The following is an 18663-nucleotide window of genomic DNA, read 5'->3' as shown; positions in this document are numbered from 1 at the left end:
GTATAAAGGAATTCATATCCCTTGCCGGGTCAGCCTTGGCCGCCGCTGTACACAGTGGTCCGGTTCCGCCCTTCCTTCTTCGAGCGGTAGAGCGCCTCGTCAGCCATCCACACCATCTCCTCGGGTACGGCCGATGCGCCGGAGACCGCGACCCCGAGGGATACCGTGATTCCTTCCCCGCTGGGCAGCGGAAGAACCGCCGCCGTCACCCGCAGGCGCTCCGCAAGCTCAGCCGCCTCCTTCGCCCCGCCGTGCCGGACGAGAACACCGAACTCCTCCCCGCCGTACCGGAAGCATAGATCCCCCGGCCGGGTGGAGGCATCCATATGCGCCGCCAGACTTTTCAACACTTTGTCGCCTACGGGATGCCCATAGGTATCGTTGATCCTTTTGAAGTGGTCAATGTCCAGAAGAATCAGCGAGAAGGGAAGCTTGTCCTCCGTCCAGCTCCGAAGGGTCCGGTCGAATGATCTCCGGTTGAGCAGACCGGTCAATGCATCGGTTTCTATCTCGGTACTAAGATGAAGGAGATGATTCTGAATGCTGTGGTGCAGCTGCTTCACTTCATAGATGAACCGGCCGGTCTTCGGCATCCGGAGCGCCACAGGCTCTTGGGAGAGCATGGCATCCTCAGAGAATTTGGCAAGCGCATAGAGCGGGGCCGAGATGGTATAGGCCACACGCCAAGCCGCAGCCAGGATGACCAAGAACAGCGGGAGGGCTTGGAGCAGCAGGTTCTTCATCAATCCCTCGCGCGGCGCTTCGAGCACCGATGTGGGGGTCTGCGAGATAATCGCCCATCCCGCGCTCGGTTCGTAGGCATACCCGGCCAGAAAGGAACGTCCCCGCGTATTGATGATCTGTTCGGAACCGCTCCCTCCCGCTGCGGCTTTGCGGACCATCTCATTGGCCGATACCTCCTCCCCCAGACGCTTGGCGTCCGGATGGAAGATGAGATGCCCATGGTTGTCCGTCACATAGACATACGATCCGTTGCCATAGAAATGCTCGCTTAGAGACCGGCTCAGCGCGTTGTCCTCTTCCAGGTAAATGGTACCTCCGACGTATCCCTTGTAGACCCCCGCCCTATCGAAAATAGGAGCCGATACCAATAAAATCAGCCGGCCTGTAGCTCCGATGTAAGGCTCAGATATCATGGGTTTCCTCTTCTCTACGGCCTCCCGCGAAGCTTCGGAGGTGAGCCGGGTGCCGGGACCGACCCCTGGCTGCCCCGGTGTGACTGCGATAATGCGCCGGTCGGGATCGACCAAGAGAATGGAATTGAAATACTGTCGGTTGGCCTTGTACCAAATATCCAGTTCGCGGGCAGACAAAGGCTGCTCGCCCGCCTGTTCGGCCATCGACTTCAAATTGCTCTGCATCACTCCAAGCAGATTCGTCGTATTGGAAGAGAGCTTCTTCGCATACTGGCTGTTGTTCTCGAGATAACTTGCCGTCAGCGACGCCATGTTGGCCTGCACGGCGGCATGGCCGCCCACAAGCGCCGTTAAGAGAACCGAACCGATCACAAGGATTCCAAGCATGTCCCTAAGCTTCAGTCCTCTAGGTTGCTTCATCGCTGTACGCTCCCTGCTTATGTCAATAAGATAAATTGATCTCCGTGTTGGATCGGGCCAGGCCCCTAGGACCTCCCCTCCTTCTATTATCGGCTGCGCGCCCGGCAAAATTGACTGCCGGCCCACCGTCCTTCCCTACCCGCGGCCTTCCTTCAGCCCCTCACGATAATAGAGCTCATAAGAAAAACGCCTATCGGCGTCCTGTAAGATCTCCGCGTGCCAGTCCATACGTTGGTGCACGGTGAGGGAATGGGTATGGGGTTAAGGACACGACTTCAAAGGCAGCCCGTAAACGTTCCACCCCCATACCCATTCCCTCTCTAATCCCCTCTCTGCTTGGCTCCTACCTAAAAAAGCTGCCCCTTCTCGTCGTCTTACGGACGATCGCCAGGGACAGCTCTTTTAATTTATACAGAATTTATTCGTTCATAGCGTGGGAGAACGGGCGCTCCGTCAGATGCAGCTCGATCCCCGACGGATCCTGCGTAATCCACTCCCCGCCTTCCTGACGGACCGGGACGCCGGCTGCCTCCAACCGGCGAACGGCTTCCTCCAGCCCCCGGGGGATTACCAAGGTATAGAAAGCCAGGCCGACCGCGTTCGGATGCGGGGCCGGAGCTCCCTGGCCTGCCCACGTATTGAGCCCGATGTGGTGATGGTAGCCTCCCGCGGAGACGAACAAGACGCTCTGCGAGTCGCCAGCCGTCTTGTCGAAGCCGAGCAGTTCTGTATAGAACTTCTCCGCCCTTCCCAGGTCGCTGACATGTAGATGGATATGGCCGGTGACCGTTCCCGCCGGAAGCCCAGACCATGAATGGCCTGCCGCTTCCCGCAGCAGCCCTTCGGCATCGACCGGATCCGTCGACATGATATAGTGTCCTAGCGCATCCCGGCGCCAGCCCTCCCGGGGGCGGTCCGCATAGATCTCGATGCCGTTTAGGTCCGGGTCCGTGACGTACAGTGCTTCACTGACGAGATGGTCGCCTTGGCCGACGTGCAGTCCATGGTCCAGCAGCTTCTGCAGCACTAGTCCCAGCGACCGCCGGTCCGGCACAAGAATCGCAAAGTGATACAGCCCCGCAGCCGATCTGCGCGGGACAGGCAGGGCATTCGGCAGCTCTTCCAGGATCAGCGCAGGATGCACGCCATCCACCGTGAGTTCTGCCTTACGCCCCTTCTGCCCGAGCAGCCTGTAACCGATCACTTCAGTATAGAACCGGAGCGAGCGCTGAAGCTCGCTGACCTTCAACTGGATGAGTCCGATCGAGGTATCTTGATCTAACAAGGTACGCATCATAATCCACCTCCATTTATCGCTGCGCCGCAGCCGATTCCGAACGGCTCCACAGGCGGTCTACCGCATACAGAGAGCTGCCGCTGAGACCGAGGTAAGCCGCCATGGCCAGCAGAGCCAGATCAAGCTCGTATCCGGCGCCTTGGCCGTCCCCCATGAATCCGCCGGCCAGCTTTACCTTGAGAATCGCGCCCAGCATGACCAGCCCGAGCAGAATGGACACGACCCGTGTGCCGATGCCGAGTATGAGCGCCGCGCCTCCAGCCAGTTCAATCACAGCCACAAGGTATGCCATGAACCCCGGCAGCCCCATGCTATCGAAGAACGCCGATACGTTGCCAAGCCCCATCTGGAATTTCGACACTCCGTGAATAAGGAAGGTCAGGCCAAGCACCACCCTCAAAATCAATGCACCCACTTCATACCGCTTCATTACAATCTACCTCGCTTTCCGTATGGAACGAATTTTAGTTAATAGTTACTTTAAGTACGCAACTTATCTTCTGGAATGATCATAGCTTAGAAACCATGTCCGCGTCAATCAAAATATTTGTTATAACTATATTATTTTATTTAAATAAATATATGTTCCCACAGAAAAGCACAAAAAAAGCAGCTCCTTGGAGGAACTGCGCTCAACGCCGCACTATACTTCTTTATGACTGATAATGAGAATGACGGCCGTGTCTTCACCGATATTGTGTACCGAATGGGGCACGCTGGAATGCCAGGAGAATGTATCCCCCTCCTCCAGTACGTACTCATCCTCGCCTTGACACGCCTTGACGGTGCCCTTCATGACGTAGTGGGCTTCGATGCCTTCATGCTCGTTCATCGGCCCGTCGTCGGGCTGTCCCGGCGGGATCTCGCTCAAGAACAGGCGCATGCCGCCGATCTGTCCGAGATGCTCGATCTTGTGCTCGCCTTTGAACATACTCGTCGTGCGGTCCTGTTTGCGGACCACATTCATCCGCTCGTCCTGCTTGAGGAGCAGGTAAGAGATCGGCACGTTCAAGAACGTAGCGATGGTCTCGAGCGTAGCCAGGGACGGTGAAGTTTTGTTATTCTCGAGCTGACTCATAAAACCTTGGGACAAGCCCGTAGCCTCGCACAGCTGCCCCATCGTGATGCCGCGTTTTCTTCGTATGCTGCGAATGCTGCTCCCTATTTGCATATGTCCTGGTCTCCATGCTGCTTTTAGTCCTATTTTATCAAATAATAGAGGATTCTAAAAGAAGGAGTTCCCAAAAAACAGGTCTATCGCATCAAAAACGCACCATCGCGCCTATCCAGGTTCTTCTCCTTGTTCTATAAAGCCCCATTCGTTAGTGAACAAACCATACGGGCATCCTCTGGCGGCTGACCGTACGCAGGATAACGCAACTGAGGGGAAGTACCCGGCCGCGCCGTACACTCCCCCCCTCTTCTTACCTCAATCTACGAAACGGCTTCACCCTCCCCACAGCAAGCAGGTATAGGCTCTGGCTTCTTGCCTCGGCGGCGCCCCACTCACGGCATAGCCGCTCCGCGGCAGCAAGGCCTTCCTCCGTGAGGAAGCCGTCGCTTCCCCTCTGCAGGCCCCGGCTGGCGGCTGCGTAAGCCCACAGGGCATCCCGCGCGTTCGATTACTGCTCCAACGCATCGGTAATGAGAATCTCGCCGTTGTCGAAGAAGACCTTCATCTTCATGCTCTCGCTGACAAAACGCACGGGTACGAGCGTAATCCCGTCCCGGATGACCGCCGGCGCATCGAGCAGGACTTCCTCCCCGTTCACCTTGGCATTCTTCCCGTCAATCACGAGTTCGACCAGCACCCCCTCCTTCGCCAGCGTCACACGGCGGTCCGACGCATTCCAGTCCACCTTGGCGCCCAAAGCCTCGCCGATGAAGCGGATAGGCACCATCGTGCGCCCTTCGAGCGTGAACGGCGCCACTTCCAGCGTCTGCTCCACTTCGTCGACCGCCGCCAGCCGCGAGTCCAGCGTCAGGGCAATCGTGCGGAAGTCCAGCGCCGTATCGTCCTTATAGTTGGACGCTGCATTGCCGAACTGGATCGGCTTCGAGATCACCGTCCCGTAAGTCGTTTCGATCTCTACGGTATAATACTGCCCGTTCTTGATCGAACCGTTGTTGTTCGCATACAGATCGAAGGCCACAGGGCCGCTGAAGGTGCCAAGAGGTTCTTTCACATCCTTCTTGAACTCCGGGGTGACGACCGTATCGCCCTTCGCGATGCCGAGCAGCCAGCCTACGCCCGCCCGGTTCGTGCGCCAGATGCCCTGGTAAGCTTCCTTGCCTTCCTTGTCCGTCGGACGCAGAATCATGGCGAGCACCTCCGTCTTCGGCGCGAGGTGCAGCTTCAGCTTGAAGTGCCCGTCCGTGCCGCCGTCCGCTTCGAACACGGCGCTGCCGGTCTTGTCCTGATTGAGATCCACCGAGGCGAATTCCCGGATGACCACAGGGGCATAGGATGTCTCGCTGTCGGCAAAAGGCGTAACCTCCGATTTCACGGTCCCCTTGCTCGTCTCGAGCTCCACATAGTAATACTCGCCCGGCTTCATGCTGTTGTTGTCCGAGGCGTACAGTTCGAACTCGGCGATGCCCTTGAACGTGCCGAGCGTCGGCTGGAAGGTCGTATTGAGGATCTTCCCATCCCGCACCACAGCTAGCAGATGGCCGATCTCTCCTGCCTGGGCTTTCCAGCTTTTCCACTGTCCGTGATTGATGTCGCGGCCCGCGCTGTCCGCCGTCTTCAGGGTGATGGACTTGATCTCCGTCCCTTCTCCCGCGTCGATTCGCAAGGAGAGATGGCCGTCGCGCGTGCCGTCCGGCTCCGATGTCTTATCCAGCGAGATCCGGTCGGATTCTTTATCGAGATAGCGGAATGCTTGCACTTGGAGCGGTGATGCTGCGCTCTCCGCCGCCCATACCGGACGGTCCCATGCCGGGCCTCCGGCCAATACGCCGCCTACTACGGCTGCCATTACGCTGCCGCGCAGCAGCTTCATAGTTCTGGTTGTTACCGATGGGGTTGTTACCGATGTCGTCTTGATCGATGGGGTCTTCATGAATGGTTGGCCTCCTTGGGCTTGCAAGCTCTTGTCTTGTCTTCCCTCATCTTAAGAAATTCCCCCGTCATATGACCAGTGACCGGCATCATGTTCTTCGTCACGAAATCGGAGTCTCTTCCCCCATGGCTCCAAAGTGTGATAAATTTCACAGTTTTTTATAAAGTAATCTTAAGCTGTTTCGACAAACATTTCGGAATGCATCTGTTATAGTAATTTTCATCATGCAATCTATACTGACTTAACGGAGGAATCTCATGACAATCACCCTGCAAGTTGAAGAAGTGATCCGCCAGTTGGGCTTAAGCCAGGAAGCGTGGACCTCTTATACCGAATCTGCCCTCGAGTATGCCGGCGAACGGACAGTACACGTCGGGGAATCCGCATCCGAATAGCCTTCCGCTCCGCTCCTATCCTTCGACTCGACCAAGCCCCGGCCTAAGCAGCCAGCCTACCGCCTGCCTCGGATTCGTAACACCTGTTCGATGTAGTGTCCCCTTACCTTCTGAGCGCATAGCCACCCTAGCCCAAGAACCAGACTTCACTTCCCCACATGATCCTTTCTTCCCGTACGTTCACTTGAATGGCGCACGTGTCTCCTCCTGTTCGTTATCCCGCACTGTAACCCCCGCCTCCCTCTGTAACTCCTTGTCCTTATGTCTCGCCTAACCGGGAGTAATACACCCGTCTGCTGGCCAGAGAATACCCCGTCAGGAGACCAGCCGTCGCAGATGGGGAAGATGACGGGCAGGCGTGGAGATAACAAAAAGACCCAGCCCCCCCTTACTGGGAGCTGAGCCGCGGTACAGTTAAGAAGTAAAGCACGTCCTACTCCACAACCGGAGCAGCCGGAGCGGCCGATGCTGGCGGTGCCTCTGGGGCCGTACCCGCTGCTGGAGCCGCATCCTTCGGCTGCCCGGCGGAGAAATAAGCTTTGAACGAGACGTTGACCGTGATTTCCTTGCTGTTATCCACTGGAGTGACCGAATTCCGGTTGATCGGTATCGTACCGAAATCGACCGAATCGATGTGGGTCAGCCGGGGCAGCTGCTGGAGCCGCTCGATCACTTCCGACACCTGTACATAAGTGCCGGCCACCTCCATCTTCGTCTCCACCATATGCACGTTCGGATAGAGAGTGTCTTTGCTGTTCAGCAGGATCTGCAGATCGTTCTTGGCTGTCTTGTTGTAAGTGACCGAGTTGATCTTCGCTTGGGACGCCTTCTCGATCTCGCGCAGATCCACGGTCAGCTTCTCCAGGTTATCCCCGGAAGGCAGGGCCGCTTGGATGGCTTCATCGGAGAGCGTAGACTTCGCCAGCTCTTTCTCCTGCACCTTCTTCTCGAGAATGCGCAGCCCGTTCCGGAGGGTGTCGATCTCGGCCTTGCCCGCCTCCAGCGTATCGTTCGTCGGCTTCAGACCGAAGGAATAAGAAGCGAACAGGATCAGGAAGAGTGCGGCAAAGCCAAGCAGGAGCAGCGAATTGTTATTTGTTTTGTTTGGCACTTGCGCCCTCTCCTTTCTGGCCCTGGCTCTCTTCGGCTTCCTGGGCGATAGTATAGATCGCGCGGTAAGTCACGTTCACGATCTTCTTCTGCGGAGGGGCTGCCGGCATCTGCACGCCTGTCTGCCCCTCGGCAGCTGCTGTCGGATCAGCCGGCGGCGCGGTAACAGGGCGCGGCGGCACAGGGAGCTCCTCGCTGTACGATACCGCCGTGATCGACTGCATGAAGGAAGCCGCACCGAACGGCAGCTCGCGGAGCTTGCCGAGATACACGGAGGCATCGTCCATCGACTTGAAGTCGACCGTAATGTTGAGCTTCTGCTCTCCCTTGTAAGCCAGGGAGTAGATGAGCCCCCCGGGCGGGATGGCCCCGTTCACCAGAGAAATCGTCTTCGCTACGTCGATCTTCGCCGCCCCGATCGCCTCCACGGCCACAGCAGGGTTCGAACCGGTATCCGCCAGCTTCTTGAGCTGGAGCTGCACCGCCGCCTGCTTCGCATTGAGCTCGTGGATCGTATCGAGATCCGCGGCGATCTGCTTCTGGTTGTCGAGATAGAAGTAAGTCACTCCGCCCGCTCCGGCGGCCCATACCAGAAGCAGAGCTCCGGTCAGGGCGATCCGCATCGCCTTGCGGGAGTCCTTCTTGCTGCCCGGCAGCAAGTTGATGCGCTTGGTGGATTTCTCCTGCAGCGACAGGCCGATGCCGATCCGGTAAGGGTTCAGCCCTTCCACGGTCACCTCGTCCGGCTTGTCCGCGAACACCTTGAAGTCGAAGGTACGGACCGAGATCTCGGTCAGCGCCATCTTCAACCCTTCGAAAAGCTGTACCCGGCCTTCGCCGGAACCCGTCACGATGATGTCGACAATCCGGCTCGCGCCCTCCCGGATGCTGTATTGATAGAAGCTCAAGATCCGGGACAGCTCAGCCGTGATTTCGACGATCTGGTCCTGCGAGAGGCCTGCGTGGCCCTCCGTCCCACTCGCGGCGAACGGATCGGCCACCGCATACGGATCCTGCAGGGAGATCGTCCTCATGAATACCGGATTGCCGTTATGGAACAGGTAGATCTCCAGCTGGCCCTCGTCCAGCGAGATCAGCATCGTTTCTTCCAGCTTCTCGAACTGGTGGGCCTGAATGCCTCGCGCCAAGGCGAACGCCGAGATCTCGGCATCCTTCACCTTCACGCCCGCTTCCTCGAGCATCGTCACATAGCTGTCGATAAGCTTGCGGGAAGCCGCGTACACGAGCACCGTCGTGCTCTCCTCGTCAGATTCGACGGGGATATAGTCGTATACCGGATCCTCGAACGGCAGCCGGAGCGCCGTCTCGACTTCGAGCTCGACGAGTCCGCGCAGCTCTGCGGCCTTCGTACTCTCGATCCGCATCTTGCGGATGATGATCTGCGAAGTAGGGACGGACAGGATCGCCGAAGCGCCTTTCAGCCCCTCCCGTTCTACCCATGCTTTTACTTCCCGTCCGAGCAGCACGTCGTCGACAATTTGGTCCTCCACGATCGTCCCCGGCGGCAGCGTCAGCATCCCTTTGCTCCCGGCCGCATCCGCGACTTTATTCTTCTTGACCTGGATATACCGCAGACCGCTGGTATCCACCGAAATCCCGACTTGTTTGTTCCCGAATCGTAACATTATTTCACCCCCCTGTTATCCAATTAATGTGATCCAATTAGTGTGAGATAGCCATGAATCAAGCTTGTCCCGTAAGCGTAAGCGATCAGCGTGCCCGCGGCCAGGTAAGGTCCGAAGGGAATATGCTGCTTCGGCTTCACGAGCTTCAAGAGCAGAAGCGCACCGCCTACCACCGTCCCGAGCATACAAGCAATGATAAATGCGAGCAGAATCTTCGGCAGGCCGAGCACGAAGCCGCAGACGAGCATCAGCTTCGCGTCTCCCATGCCCATGCCGCCGCGCGACAGCAGCGCCACCAGGATGATGATGCCCCCGCCGGCCGCAGCACCGAGCAGTGCGCTCCCCGCTCCGCCCCATCCCTCGTCGAGGGAGGAGAAGAGACTTGCCCCCGCCAGCAGCGGGAAGAAGAACAGGAGCACCTTGTTCGGGATGAGCATGTATTTCAGATCCGATACGGTGATGATCACACAGAGGCTGACCAGCAGCGCGCCGGTCAAGGTCTCCCAGCTCCACCCATGCAGCATATACACCCATACGAACAGCGCTCCCGTCGCCAGCTCCCCGAGCGGGTAGAGCGCGGATACCGGGGTCGCGCAGTAGCGGCAGCGGCCCCTCGAGAGCAGCCAGCTAAGCACTGGCATCAGGTCGCGCGGGCGCAGCTTCGCGCTGCACTTCGGGCAGGCCGACGGCGGATGTACGATGGATTCCTTCGCCGGTACGCGCAGCGCGACGACGTTATAGAACGAGCCGAGCACGATCCCGACCACGAAGATGTAGGCAATGATGAGCAGTGTCATGGGAACCTCCGTTTCTGTATGTCATGAAAGAGGAACCGGGAGACCCGATTCCTTGGTTGGGTGGATTATGGTGTAGTAGTTTTTACTTGACTGATTTTAGCCGCGGTAATGTTCTTATCTGTTACAGTTGTCGTTCTCAATTGCACACTGTCAAAGCCAGCACTCGTGAATACTGCTGCTGTTGTAGTTGGAATGAGTGGTTCTTTAGTGCTAGGAAGTATAAGTCCGCTATCCAAATAATGTGCATTTACCAATGTTTGCAATGTAACATTCGTTATTGGAGTCACACCATTCAATTCACTCGTAATGTACATTCTAGTGGCATCATAAATCTGACGAGCAGTTGCTTCATCGGAGTCTGCTCTCGACTTTGAAAGAATCCCACTAATCATAGGAATCGCAATCGCCGCAATAATCCCCAGAATAACAATGACCGCCAAGAGCTCGATCAGCGTAAAGCCCTTTTCTTCCTTCTTGAATCTCTTCAATACCGCTGTAGCCATGTAAAATTCCTCCTGAAATGAATTGTAAGATGTATGATAACAATTGCGGTTATCCAATATTGGAATACATACTGAACATCGGCAGCATGATCGCTGCGACGATCGTTCCTACCACGCCTGCCAGGAACACCAGCAGGAGCGGCTCAATCAGCGACTTCAACCGGTCGACGGTGTTCTCGACTTCCATCTCGTAGAAGTCAGCGACCTTCTCGAGCATCTGGTCCAGCGCCCCGGTCTCTTCCCCGATCGCGATCATCTGCGTGACCATCGGCGGGAACACCCACGCCCGCTTCAGCGGTTCGGACAATGGTTTGCCCTGACGCAGTGAATCCGCCGAACCCCGTACGAATCCGCCGATGACCCGGTTCCCTACCACCGACTCCACAATGCTCAGCGACTGCAGAATCGGCACGGAGCTGGAATACAGCGACGACAGCGTCCGGGTCATAAGCGCGATCGAGCCCTTCTGCTTCAGCTTGCCGAATACGGGGATCTTCAGCTGGAGATAATCCAGAACATAGGCCCCCTGCTCGGTGCGTCTTGCAATGACGTAAGCGACGATCAGGGCCAGCACACCGAGCACCCAATACCACCATTGGTCCTCAATGCTGCTGCTGACGGCCAGCACCATTCTCGTCACGAGCGGCAGCTGGGCGTTCATCGATTCGAACATGGAGACGAACTGCGGCACGACCGCTTTGAGCAGGTAGACCACCGCCGCGATAGCGATGAAGCCTACCACCAGCGGATACGTCATCGCTGACTTGATCTTCTCGCGGGTGACGTGCTCCTTCTCGAAGAACTTGGCCAGCCGCTCCAGCGTCCCTTCCAGATCCCCGGTCTCTTCCCCGGCGCGGATCATGTTCACGAACATCGGCGGGAAGATCCGCTTATGCTCCTGCACCGATTGCGAGAAGGTCAGGCCCCGTACAAGGGAGCCGCTCACGTCGTGCAGCGACTTGCGGAGCGGCTTGCTCTCCGTCTGGTCGGCGAGGATGTTCGTCGCCTCGACGATCGAGATACCGGCCCGGATCAAGGTAGCCAGCTGCCGGATGTAGATAATGAAGTGAACCGTCTTCACCGGGTTCCCGATATAGATTTCGGCTGAGAGCAGCTGGGTCTGATGCGCCTTGACGGAGAGAACCATGAGGCCCTGCTTGCGGAGCTCCTCGACCGCCGAGGACTTGTCCATCGCGGTCAGCGTTCCCTTCAGACTCTTGCCGCCCCGCCGGGCTTGGTACACGAACTGTGGCATCAGACACCGCCTTCCTGCAGGTATGCTTTGGCGGCCAGCGGATCGATCTGCCCCTGCTGGAGGAGCTCCTTGATCGCCATGTCCATCGTATGCATGCCCTGCAAGCGTCCGGTCTGCATGACGCTCTTGATCTGGTTCGCCTTCTCCGTGCGGATCAGGTTCGCCACGGCCGGCGTGTTCATCATGATCTCCGTGACGCATGTCCGGCCTTCGCCGCGCGGCTTAGGAAGCAGCCGCTGCGAGACGACGCCGACCAGCACGGCAGCCAGCTGGATGCGGATCTGCCCCTGCTGGTGGGCCGGGAACGCGTCGATGATCCGGTCGATCGTCTGCGGCGCATCCGTCGTATGCAGCGTGGCGAATACGAGATGGCCGGTTTCGGCTGCGGTCATCGCGGCCTTAATCGTCTCGAGGTCGCGCATCTCGCCGACCAGAATTACGTCCGGATCCTGCCGGAGCACCGCCCTCAGCCCGTCCCCGAAGCTGCGGGTATCGCTGCCGACTTCCCGCTGGTTGATCACCGACGAACCGTGCCCATGCAGGAATTCGATCGGATCTTCGAGCGTGACGATATGCTTGTTCTGCGTCCGGTTGATGTGGTTGATGAGCGCGGCCAAGGTAGACGACTTGCCGCTGCCGGTAGGGCCTGTCACCAGCACCAGCCCGTGGGGCTTCTGGGCCAGCGACTGCACCGCGGACGGCAGCCGCAGCTCCTCCAGCGTCGGAATCTTCGCCGGGATCGTCCGCGCGGCCAAGGACACCTTACCCCGCTGCTTGTAGGCATTGACCCGGTAGCGGGACAATCCTTCCACCTCGCAGGAGAAGTCTACCTCTCCAGCGAGACGGAAGCGGTCCGCCTGCTCCGGCGTCAGTACGGCTGCCACCATGCTGGACGTCTCCTCTGCTGTGAACGGGGCGCCTTCCAGCGGCTGCAGACTCCCATGAATCCGGAGCACCGGGGCGGAACCGGCGGTGATATGCAAGTCGGACGCTTGACGTTCGTGAGCCATGCGCAGCAGTTCTTTGAATAGTTGCAAGTTAGACATCGTCTGGCTCCCTCCCGTTAGTGCGCTACCGTCTCGCGAATCACCTCCTGCAAGGTGGTCGTGCCGTTCAGCACTTTGGCTATGCCGTCATCCATCAGCTGGATGAGGCCCTGCTCCAAGGCTGCCGCACGCATCTCCTGCACAGTGGCATTCTCGCTGATCAGCTGGCGCATATCGTCATTGACCACCAGCACCTCGTGGATCGCGGCCCGGCCTTGATATCCCGTCTGGTTGCAGGCGCCGCAGCCGGCTCCCTTGTAGAGCTTCTCGGGCGCCTGCATCCCGCGGCTCTTCAGGAAGAACACTTCCTGCTCCGTCGGCGTATGCGCCCTCTTGCATTCCGGACAGATCCGGCGCACCAGGCGCTGGGCCACGACGCCGACCAGCGACGAGGCGATGAGGTAAGGCTCTACCCCCATATCCCGGAACCGGGTAACGGTACTGATCGAATCGTTGGTATGCAGCGTCGACAGGACCAAGTGACCCGTCAGCGAAGCGCGGATGGCGATCTCCGCCGTCTCGGCGTCCCGGATCTCCCCCACCATCACGATGTTCGGATCCTGCCGGAGGATCGAGCGGAGGCCTGCCGCGAACGTAAGGCCGATCTGCGAATTCACATGCACCTGATTGATTCCTTCGAGCTGATACTCCACCGGATCTTCGACGGTGATGATATTCGTATCTTCCTTATTCAGATGACTCAGTGCGGAGTACAGGGTCGTCGTTTTGCCGCTCCCTGTCGGGCCCGTAATAAGCAGGATACCGTAAGGCTGAGCGATCATCTCTTTGAACGCGCTGATGTTACGCGGGCCGAAGCCCAGGTTGTCGATCGGCTTCACGCCTGTCGTGAGATCAAGCAGACGCAGTACGATCTTCTCTCCGTGAATCGTGGGCAGCGTAGATACCCGGATATCGACCGTCTTGAAGTCGACGTTCACCTTGATGCGTCCGTCCTGCGGCAGGCGCCGTTCGGCGATGTTCAGCTTCGCCATAATCTTGAGCCGCGCGGTCAGGAAGCCCTGCATCTGCTTCGGGATGACACGCTCCGTCCGGAGGAATCCGTCGACCCGGTACCGGATGACTACGTTGCTCTCGCCCGGATCCACGTGAATATCGGATACCCTGAGCTGTACGGCCTGCTGAATCATCTTGTTCACCAGCCGGACGATCGGCGAATCCTCGCTCGTGATCTCCGTCTCTTTGATCTCATCGTTCGTGGTGATCTCGCCCATCATCTGGCTCATCGAGTCTTGGAGGCCGTAATGCCGCGCAATCGCGCGCTGCAGCTCGTCCTTGCTGGAGATCGCCGGCTCGATCCGGAACCCCGTCGTCATCCGCATCTCTTCGATGGCGAAGTAATCCAGCGGATCGGCCATGGCCACCATCAGCTTGCTTCCGTCCTTCTGGAGCGGGATCGCCTGGTATCTTCTCGCCATGCTCTCCGGAATGATCTGCGCAATCGACGGATCGATCTGGAATTTATGCAATGAAACGTGCGGAATCCCCAGCTGGAATTCCAGCACTTCGATTAACTGCTGCTCCGTAATATAGCCCTGCGTAATGAGCAGGTCGCCGAGCTTCTGCTTCGTATTGCGCTGCTCGACCAGCGCCTCCTTCAACTGATCCTCCGAGATAATGCCGCTCTCGACCAGCAAATCCCCGAGCCTCTTCTTGAGAAGAGCCATTGTGGCATCACTCCATATCGGTTACTTACTTTTTATATCGGACACAGAGCTCGGGAGATGAACCCGTATATATGGAATCGACATCATATTCGTTATATCGAACTATTTGTCGAATTGTGACGAATGATTAGATAACTACAATATAGTACATTATACCCCCAGTGTCTCTGCTAAAATATTAACACCCAAGAGAGGCAATCCGAAATACCTTGCCAATGCCCTGCCCAAGTTATAGCAATAAAACAGGGATATCTTACACTTCCCAGAAGTAGTACAATGGAACTATTCAATGTGCCTATCTATTTGACGTTATTTAGGTAGGACTATCATCATTATGGGAGGGACATCATGCGGATATCAGGGCACATATGGCATAGGTTCATATGCCGCCTGCTCGTAGTTACACTTCTGCTCACATCACTATCGGCAGTGGGACTTCGGCCGACTGCAACTTATGCGGCGGATGAAGTAGTGAAAACCAGAATTCTGGAGATTACGGACAGCGGCACATCGGATCTCAGCGGCATCTTGGCGGGGAATACATCCCAGGTTGAGCTGACTACGCTGCGGATGAAAAAATTCGTGGCGCTACGCGAGGATCTCGATGGGCGTTACGATGCCATCTATATCGGTAAGGGGACTTATAATCCTACAGGTTTACCGGCATACAACAATACGACACAGAAGCATGACACAACCAACCTGCAGAACGACATTACGAAGCTGAAGGCCAAAGAAATCATAGACAACTTCGTGAACAAAGGACTTCCGGTGATCCTGCATACGGATGTTCTTAATCAAGTACAAACCGGCAAGCTGTATACGGCCTTCAGCCCCTACAGCCAATCAGCCACAGCCAGAGACAACGTCATCTTCGTCAATAACACGGACATTGCGAGTTATACCGCTTTTAACACGAAAACGAAATTCGTCGAGCGCGCTGCTATTCGGCCGCGCTTTACCCTTACCGCACAACCGACCGATTACACAACGAACAACGGCTTTTTGTATCAGGACGGGGATTCGCTTACGTTCCAGTTCGATATTAATAACGTCGCGGACGCGGCCAAGCGGGGACTGATCGCCAACCTGTATATCAGTGCGGATCAGGTCCTTGCCACCGGAGCCGAACAGCTGGTAGCATGGACTCCCGTAACGAAGCAAACCGGGAATGTACTGAGCTTTCAGCTGCCCAAGGGCTTCTCCGGACTGCAATACTGGAAGCTGGAGATTGTGGAGGGCTCGACGCTGACGAAGCTGAAGGACGTCCAATCCGGCGTCTTCCGGTTCCGCGATGAATTGACGCGTATCAGTGTTCTGCAGATCCTCCCGTCCAGCACGGACGGCGCCTCCTCAGGTACCAGTTCATTGAACAAGGATACGAATATCAAACAAGATTATTTGACCAGCTCCGATTATGCCATCTCGATCCAAACCATGGAGATCGCCGCATTCAACGACATGCTGGCGAATTATAACGGCGTCGATAACAGCAAGCTCAACGGCGTCTACGACATGCTGATCTTCGGTTTCCGCGATGAATACAATGCCTATGCACCGATCAGCGAGAAGGCATCCCAAGCCGTACAAGCCTTCATCAAGACAGGTCAGGCCGTTATGTTCACGCACGATACGATCTATACGAACGACAAATCGGCGAACTGGATGAAATATTTTCAGGACGCCACCGGGCAGATTGATCCGCAGACCAACATGGGCCTTCGTGCACCGAATAAGTCCACAACCGCCTTGAAGGTGAATGACGGACTCTTGACCCAGTTTCCTTACGTATTGACAACCACCACCCCGACCATTAATACAACGCATAACCAGTACTTCACCTTGAACCTGGAGGACCGCAGCGTCATTCCGTGGTATAACATCACAGGAAGCAGCCGGGACGTAAGCGACAGCTGGAACCATTACTACACGTATTCCAAAGGGAACGTGACGTATTCGGGAACAGGCCATGCCAACAACAAATTCCCTGATTGGGAGCAGAAGCTGTTCGTTAACACGATGTTTCGTGCTTTCATCGGGTCTAACCATGCTCCCGTGATTACGGCTTATGCACCGACCGACTATTCCGCGGAGCTAGATAATTTCATTCCGGCAGGCAATGATATCTATGTAAGCTTCAAGGCCGAGGATTACGACCTCAGCGACTGGAAGATCAAAACCTCCGTAAGCTTCACCTATGGCAGAGACAATAAGACGGTAGTCGTCCTTCCCGAGGTACAGAAGAATTCGGGGGAGCTCGTCTCGCAAGGCTTCGCGAATCCGTTGACGGAGGACGGGGATCTCCTCATCACGATCAAAGCCACCGATTCCAAGGGAGCCGTGGCTGCCCAGACGATCAAAACGAAAGTGAAAAAAGTGTCAGCGAACCTTCAGGCCACTCGTACCCTTTCGTCAACCAAGGTCGAAAAGAACACGCCGGCCGTACTGACCTACACGATCACGCCGAGTCCGATTGCGTACAGCCGAAGCATTGACACCGATGACTTGGTGATCAAGAACATGACCGTAACCGAAGCCTTCCCGCCGAACTTGGCGGTAAGCCAAATTCCGGACACCAACTTCAAGAAGGAAGGCACACTCGCTGCCGGGTATACGGTGACCGGAACGCTTCCCGATATCACCTACCGCCGCGACGGCAGCCAATTTGTCGCGGATCCGGTGACGTTCACGATCAGTGTAACTCCTCAGCAGAATGGGTCATACCTGCTCAATCGTTCGAATCTTACTTTTAAAGATTTTACACTTGGTTTTTTTAATCATAGTGTTACGCGCACCGTGTCGTTCAATACATTCAATCTCGATGCGGTCACGACGATGACCTCCCTCGGGTTGGTGGGTAAAGATCTTCGGTTGGATGACGAAGATAAGCTGATTCCAACGATTGGGCCGCAGGATACCAGCAATCAGAACCTGACTTGGACTTCCCTGCAGCCGGAGATTGTCAGCGTCAGCCAGACCGGCGTGATCCGGGGGGTGAAGCCCGGTCAAGCGACGATCCATGTCGCCTCGCAGGATGGCTCCAATCTCACGGCAACGGCCGTAGTCAATGTTATTACGCCAGGCCTGAACATTGTCGGCCCCGCCACCATGTATGTGGGCGAATCCGTTCCATTGAAGTCGAATCTCTTCACCGCCAATGAGTCCGCGACCTCCTACGTATGGACGGTTAGTGAGGGCGGCGTACTCAGCCCTACGGATCAACCCGACACCATACTAGAAGCCACCAAGACGGGTGTGGTCAAAGTGGGATTGACTGTGCAAACCGACAAAGGCAGGTCGTATAACCAAGAGGTAGACATCACCATCCTGGAACCAACGGTTCAGATCGGGGAAGGCCCACGGGTGGTGGACAAGAATGGCACGCTGTCCTTCCAAGCGGTGGTTACGCCATCCACACTCCCGGTCGCACAGGTGCAGTGGTCGGTGAAGACCGACCAAGACCGGTCGGCTGCCGACTTCACTTCAGCATCCAATTCGCTCACAGGAGCCGTATTGAGAGGAATCGCCGGAGGCAAAGCCACGGTCGTCGTCACAGTCACAACCGATAAGGGGCGGACTTACGCTGCCGAAACGGATGTCGCCGTTCGCGACGCTCAGATTACCGGCGGCGATGTGCTTACCGAATTCACCAGCCTTACGATCAGCGGAGGCGTCATGCAGCCTTCAACGATAACTGGCAGCCTGCTGTCGGAGCTAACGGGGGGTCCATTGAGCTACCTGTGGAGCGTGCCCGGCGGAAGTGTAGTCGATCTGACGAATGCCGGCTCGCCAGAGGTCACTCTATACGGCAAGCGGCCCGGAACGGCTGCCTTAAGCTTCGCCGTCAATGGTATACCAGCCCAGCGCACCATCACGGTAGTTCCGGCTATCGACAAGCTCGGGCTGCCTAAGAAAATCACCGTGGTCCGCGGGAAGCAAACCAACCTTTGGTCCCAGTTGACCATAGGCTTCAAATCAGGGGTTCAGGTGCCGATCACCATGGAGGAATACAAAACCACACGCTTACTGGGCAATCTGGGGTTCCATAATAGCGATGCAAGCAAAGTGGCGATAACCGGTAATGAGGGCACGATTACGGGCATCCGGCTTGGCCGTTCCACCATTACCGTCACCTATAATGGGCTGGAAGCCAAAGTGCTTGTCGAAGTGATTCCTCCCGGCGACTTGTATTAAATCAATAAAGGAGTAATTCTTGCGGATCCCGCAGAGTTACTCCTTTTTATTGTGCTGACCCTTTATCATGCTAACCATATGGCACAGCAAATA

The 18663-nt window shown here is 56.7% G+C and carries 14 protein-coding genes; 2 read left to right on the top strand and 12 right to left on the bottom strand.

The features are described 5' to 3' along the window. Window positions 1-29 precede the first annotated feature (29 nt). From O9H32_RS09880 to O9H32_RS09860, 5 genes are all read right to left on the bottom strand, one after another. On the bottom strand, window positions 30-1577 hold the full coding sequence (locus tag O9H32_RS09880; protein ID WP_269865865.1) for a sensor domain-containing diguanylate cyclase: 1548 nt from the start codon (window positions 1575-1577) through the stop codon (window positions 30-32). Window positions 1578-1995: 418 nt separating this feature from the next. Beyond that, a complete protein-coding gene (locus O9H32_RS09875) occupies window positions 1996-2871 on the bottom strand; it encodes a VOC family protein (protein WP_269865864.1) in 876 nt (291 codons plus the stop codon). 16 nt (window positions 2872-2887) lie between these two features. Further along, the gene (locus O9H32_RS09870; RefSeq protein WP_269865863.1) at window positions 2888-3304 is read right to left on the bottom strand and encodes a DoxX family protein; all 417 of its coding nucleotides are present in this window, start codon (window positions 3302-3304) and stop codon (window positions 2888-2890) included. A 213-nt stretch (window positions 3305-3517) separates the two neighbouring features. Then, window positions 3518-4045: a helix-turn-helix domain-containing protein gene (locus O9H32_RS09865; protein WP_269865862.1), complete on the bottom strand. Its 528-nt coding sequence runs from the start codon at window positions 4043-4045 to the stop codon at window positions 3518-3520. A gap of 451 nt (window positions 4046-4496) precedes the next feature. Continuing rightward, window positions 4497-5939, bottom strand: a complete 1443-nt coding sequence (locus O9H32_RS09860) for a copper amine oxidase N-terminal domain-containing protein (protein WP_269865861.1) — start codon at window positions 5937-5939, stop codon at window positions 4497-4499. Window positions 5940-6196: 257 nt separating this feature from the next. Here O9H32_RS09860 and O9H32_RS09855 point away from each other — a divergent pair, with 257 nt between their 5' ends. Next, window positions 6197-6334 carry a hypothetical protein gene (locus tag O9H32_RS09855; RefSeq protein ID WP_269865860.1) on the top strand — a complete coding sequence of 46 codons (138 nt, stop codon included), beginning with the start codon at window positions 6197-6199 and terminating at the stop codon, window positions 6332-6334. Window positions 6335-6767: 433 nt separating this feature from the next. On the opposite strand, the gene O9H32_RS09850 is transcribed toward O9H32_RS09855, so the two are convergent. The 7 genes from O9H32_RS09850 to O9H32_RS09820 all read right to left on the bottom strand — a co-directional run bounded on the left by O9H32_RS09850 (window position 6768) and on the right by O9H32_RS09820 (window position 14376). Further along, window positions 6768-7445: a hypothetical protein gene (locus O9H32_RS09850; RefSeq protein ID WP_269865859.1), complete on the bottom strand. Its 678-nt coding sequence runs from the start codon at window positions 7443-7445 to the stop codon at window positions 6768-6770. After that, a complete protein-coding gene (pilM, locus tag O9H32_RS09845) occupies window positions 7426-9090 on the bottom strand; it encodes a pilus assembly protein PilM (protein WP_269865858.1) in 1665 nt (554 codons plus the stop codon). Before pilM ends, O9H32_RS09850 begins: the two co-directional genes overlap by 20 nt. A gap of 23 nt (window positions 9091-9113) precedes the next feature. Then, a complete protein-coding gene (locus tag O9H32_RS09840; RefSeq protein WP_269865857.1) occupies window positions 9114-9887 on the bottom strand; it encodes a prepilin peptidase in 774 nt (257 codons plus the stop codon). Window positions 9888-9952: 65 nt separating this feature from the next. Then, a complete protein-coding gene (locus O9H32_RS09835; RefSeq protein ID WP_269865856.1) occupies window positions 9953-10390 on the bottom strand; it encodes a prepilin-type N-terminal cleavage/methylation domain-containing protein in 438 nt (145 codons plus the stop codon). Between the two features lie 49 nt (window positions 10391-10439). Further along, on the bottom strand, window positions 10440-11645 hold the full coding sequence (locus O9H32_RS09830) for a type II secretion system F family protein (protein ID WP_269865855.1): 1206 nt from the start codon (window positions 11643-11645) through the stop codon (window positions 10440-10442). Next, window positions 11645-12691, bottom strand: coding sequence for a type IV pilus twitching motility protein PilT (locus tag O9H32_RS09825; protein WP_269865854.1), 1047 nt, complete (start codon window positions 12689-12691; stop codon window positions 11645-11647). The genes O9H32_RS09830 and O9H32_RS09825 overlap by 1 nt, the downstream gene beginning before the upstream one ends. Window positions 12692-12708: 17 nt before the next feature. Continuing rightward, window positions 12709-14376: a GspE/PulE family protein gene (locus O9H32_RS09820; protein ID WP_269865853.1), complete on the bottom strand. Its 1668-nt coding sequence runs from the start codon at window positions 14374-14376 to the stop codon at window positions 12709-12711. Window positions 14377-14847: 471 nt separating this feature from the next. On the opposite strand from O9H32_RS09820, the gene O9H32_RS09815 reads away from it, so the two are divergent. After that, complete coding sequence (locus O9H32_RS09815) at window positions 14848-18570, top strand: DUF5057 domain-containing protein (RefSeq protein WP_269865852.1); 3723 nt, start codon at window positions 14848-14850, stop codon at window positions 18568-18570. Window positions 18571-18663: the final 93 nt, after the last annotated feature.

Source organism: Paenibacillus caseinilyticus (assembly GCF_027533645.1).
GTDB lineage: Bacteria > Bacillota > Bacilli > Paenibacillales > NBRC-103111 > Paenibacillus_G > Paenibacillus_G caseinilyticus.
This window is presented reverse-complemented; position numbering and strand designations above follow the sequence as displayed.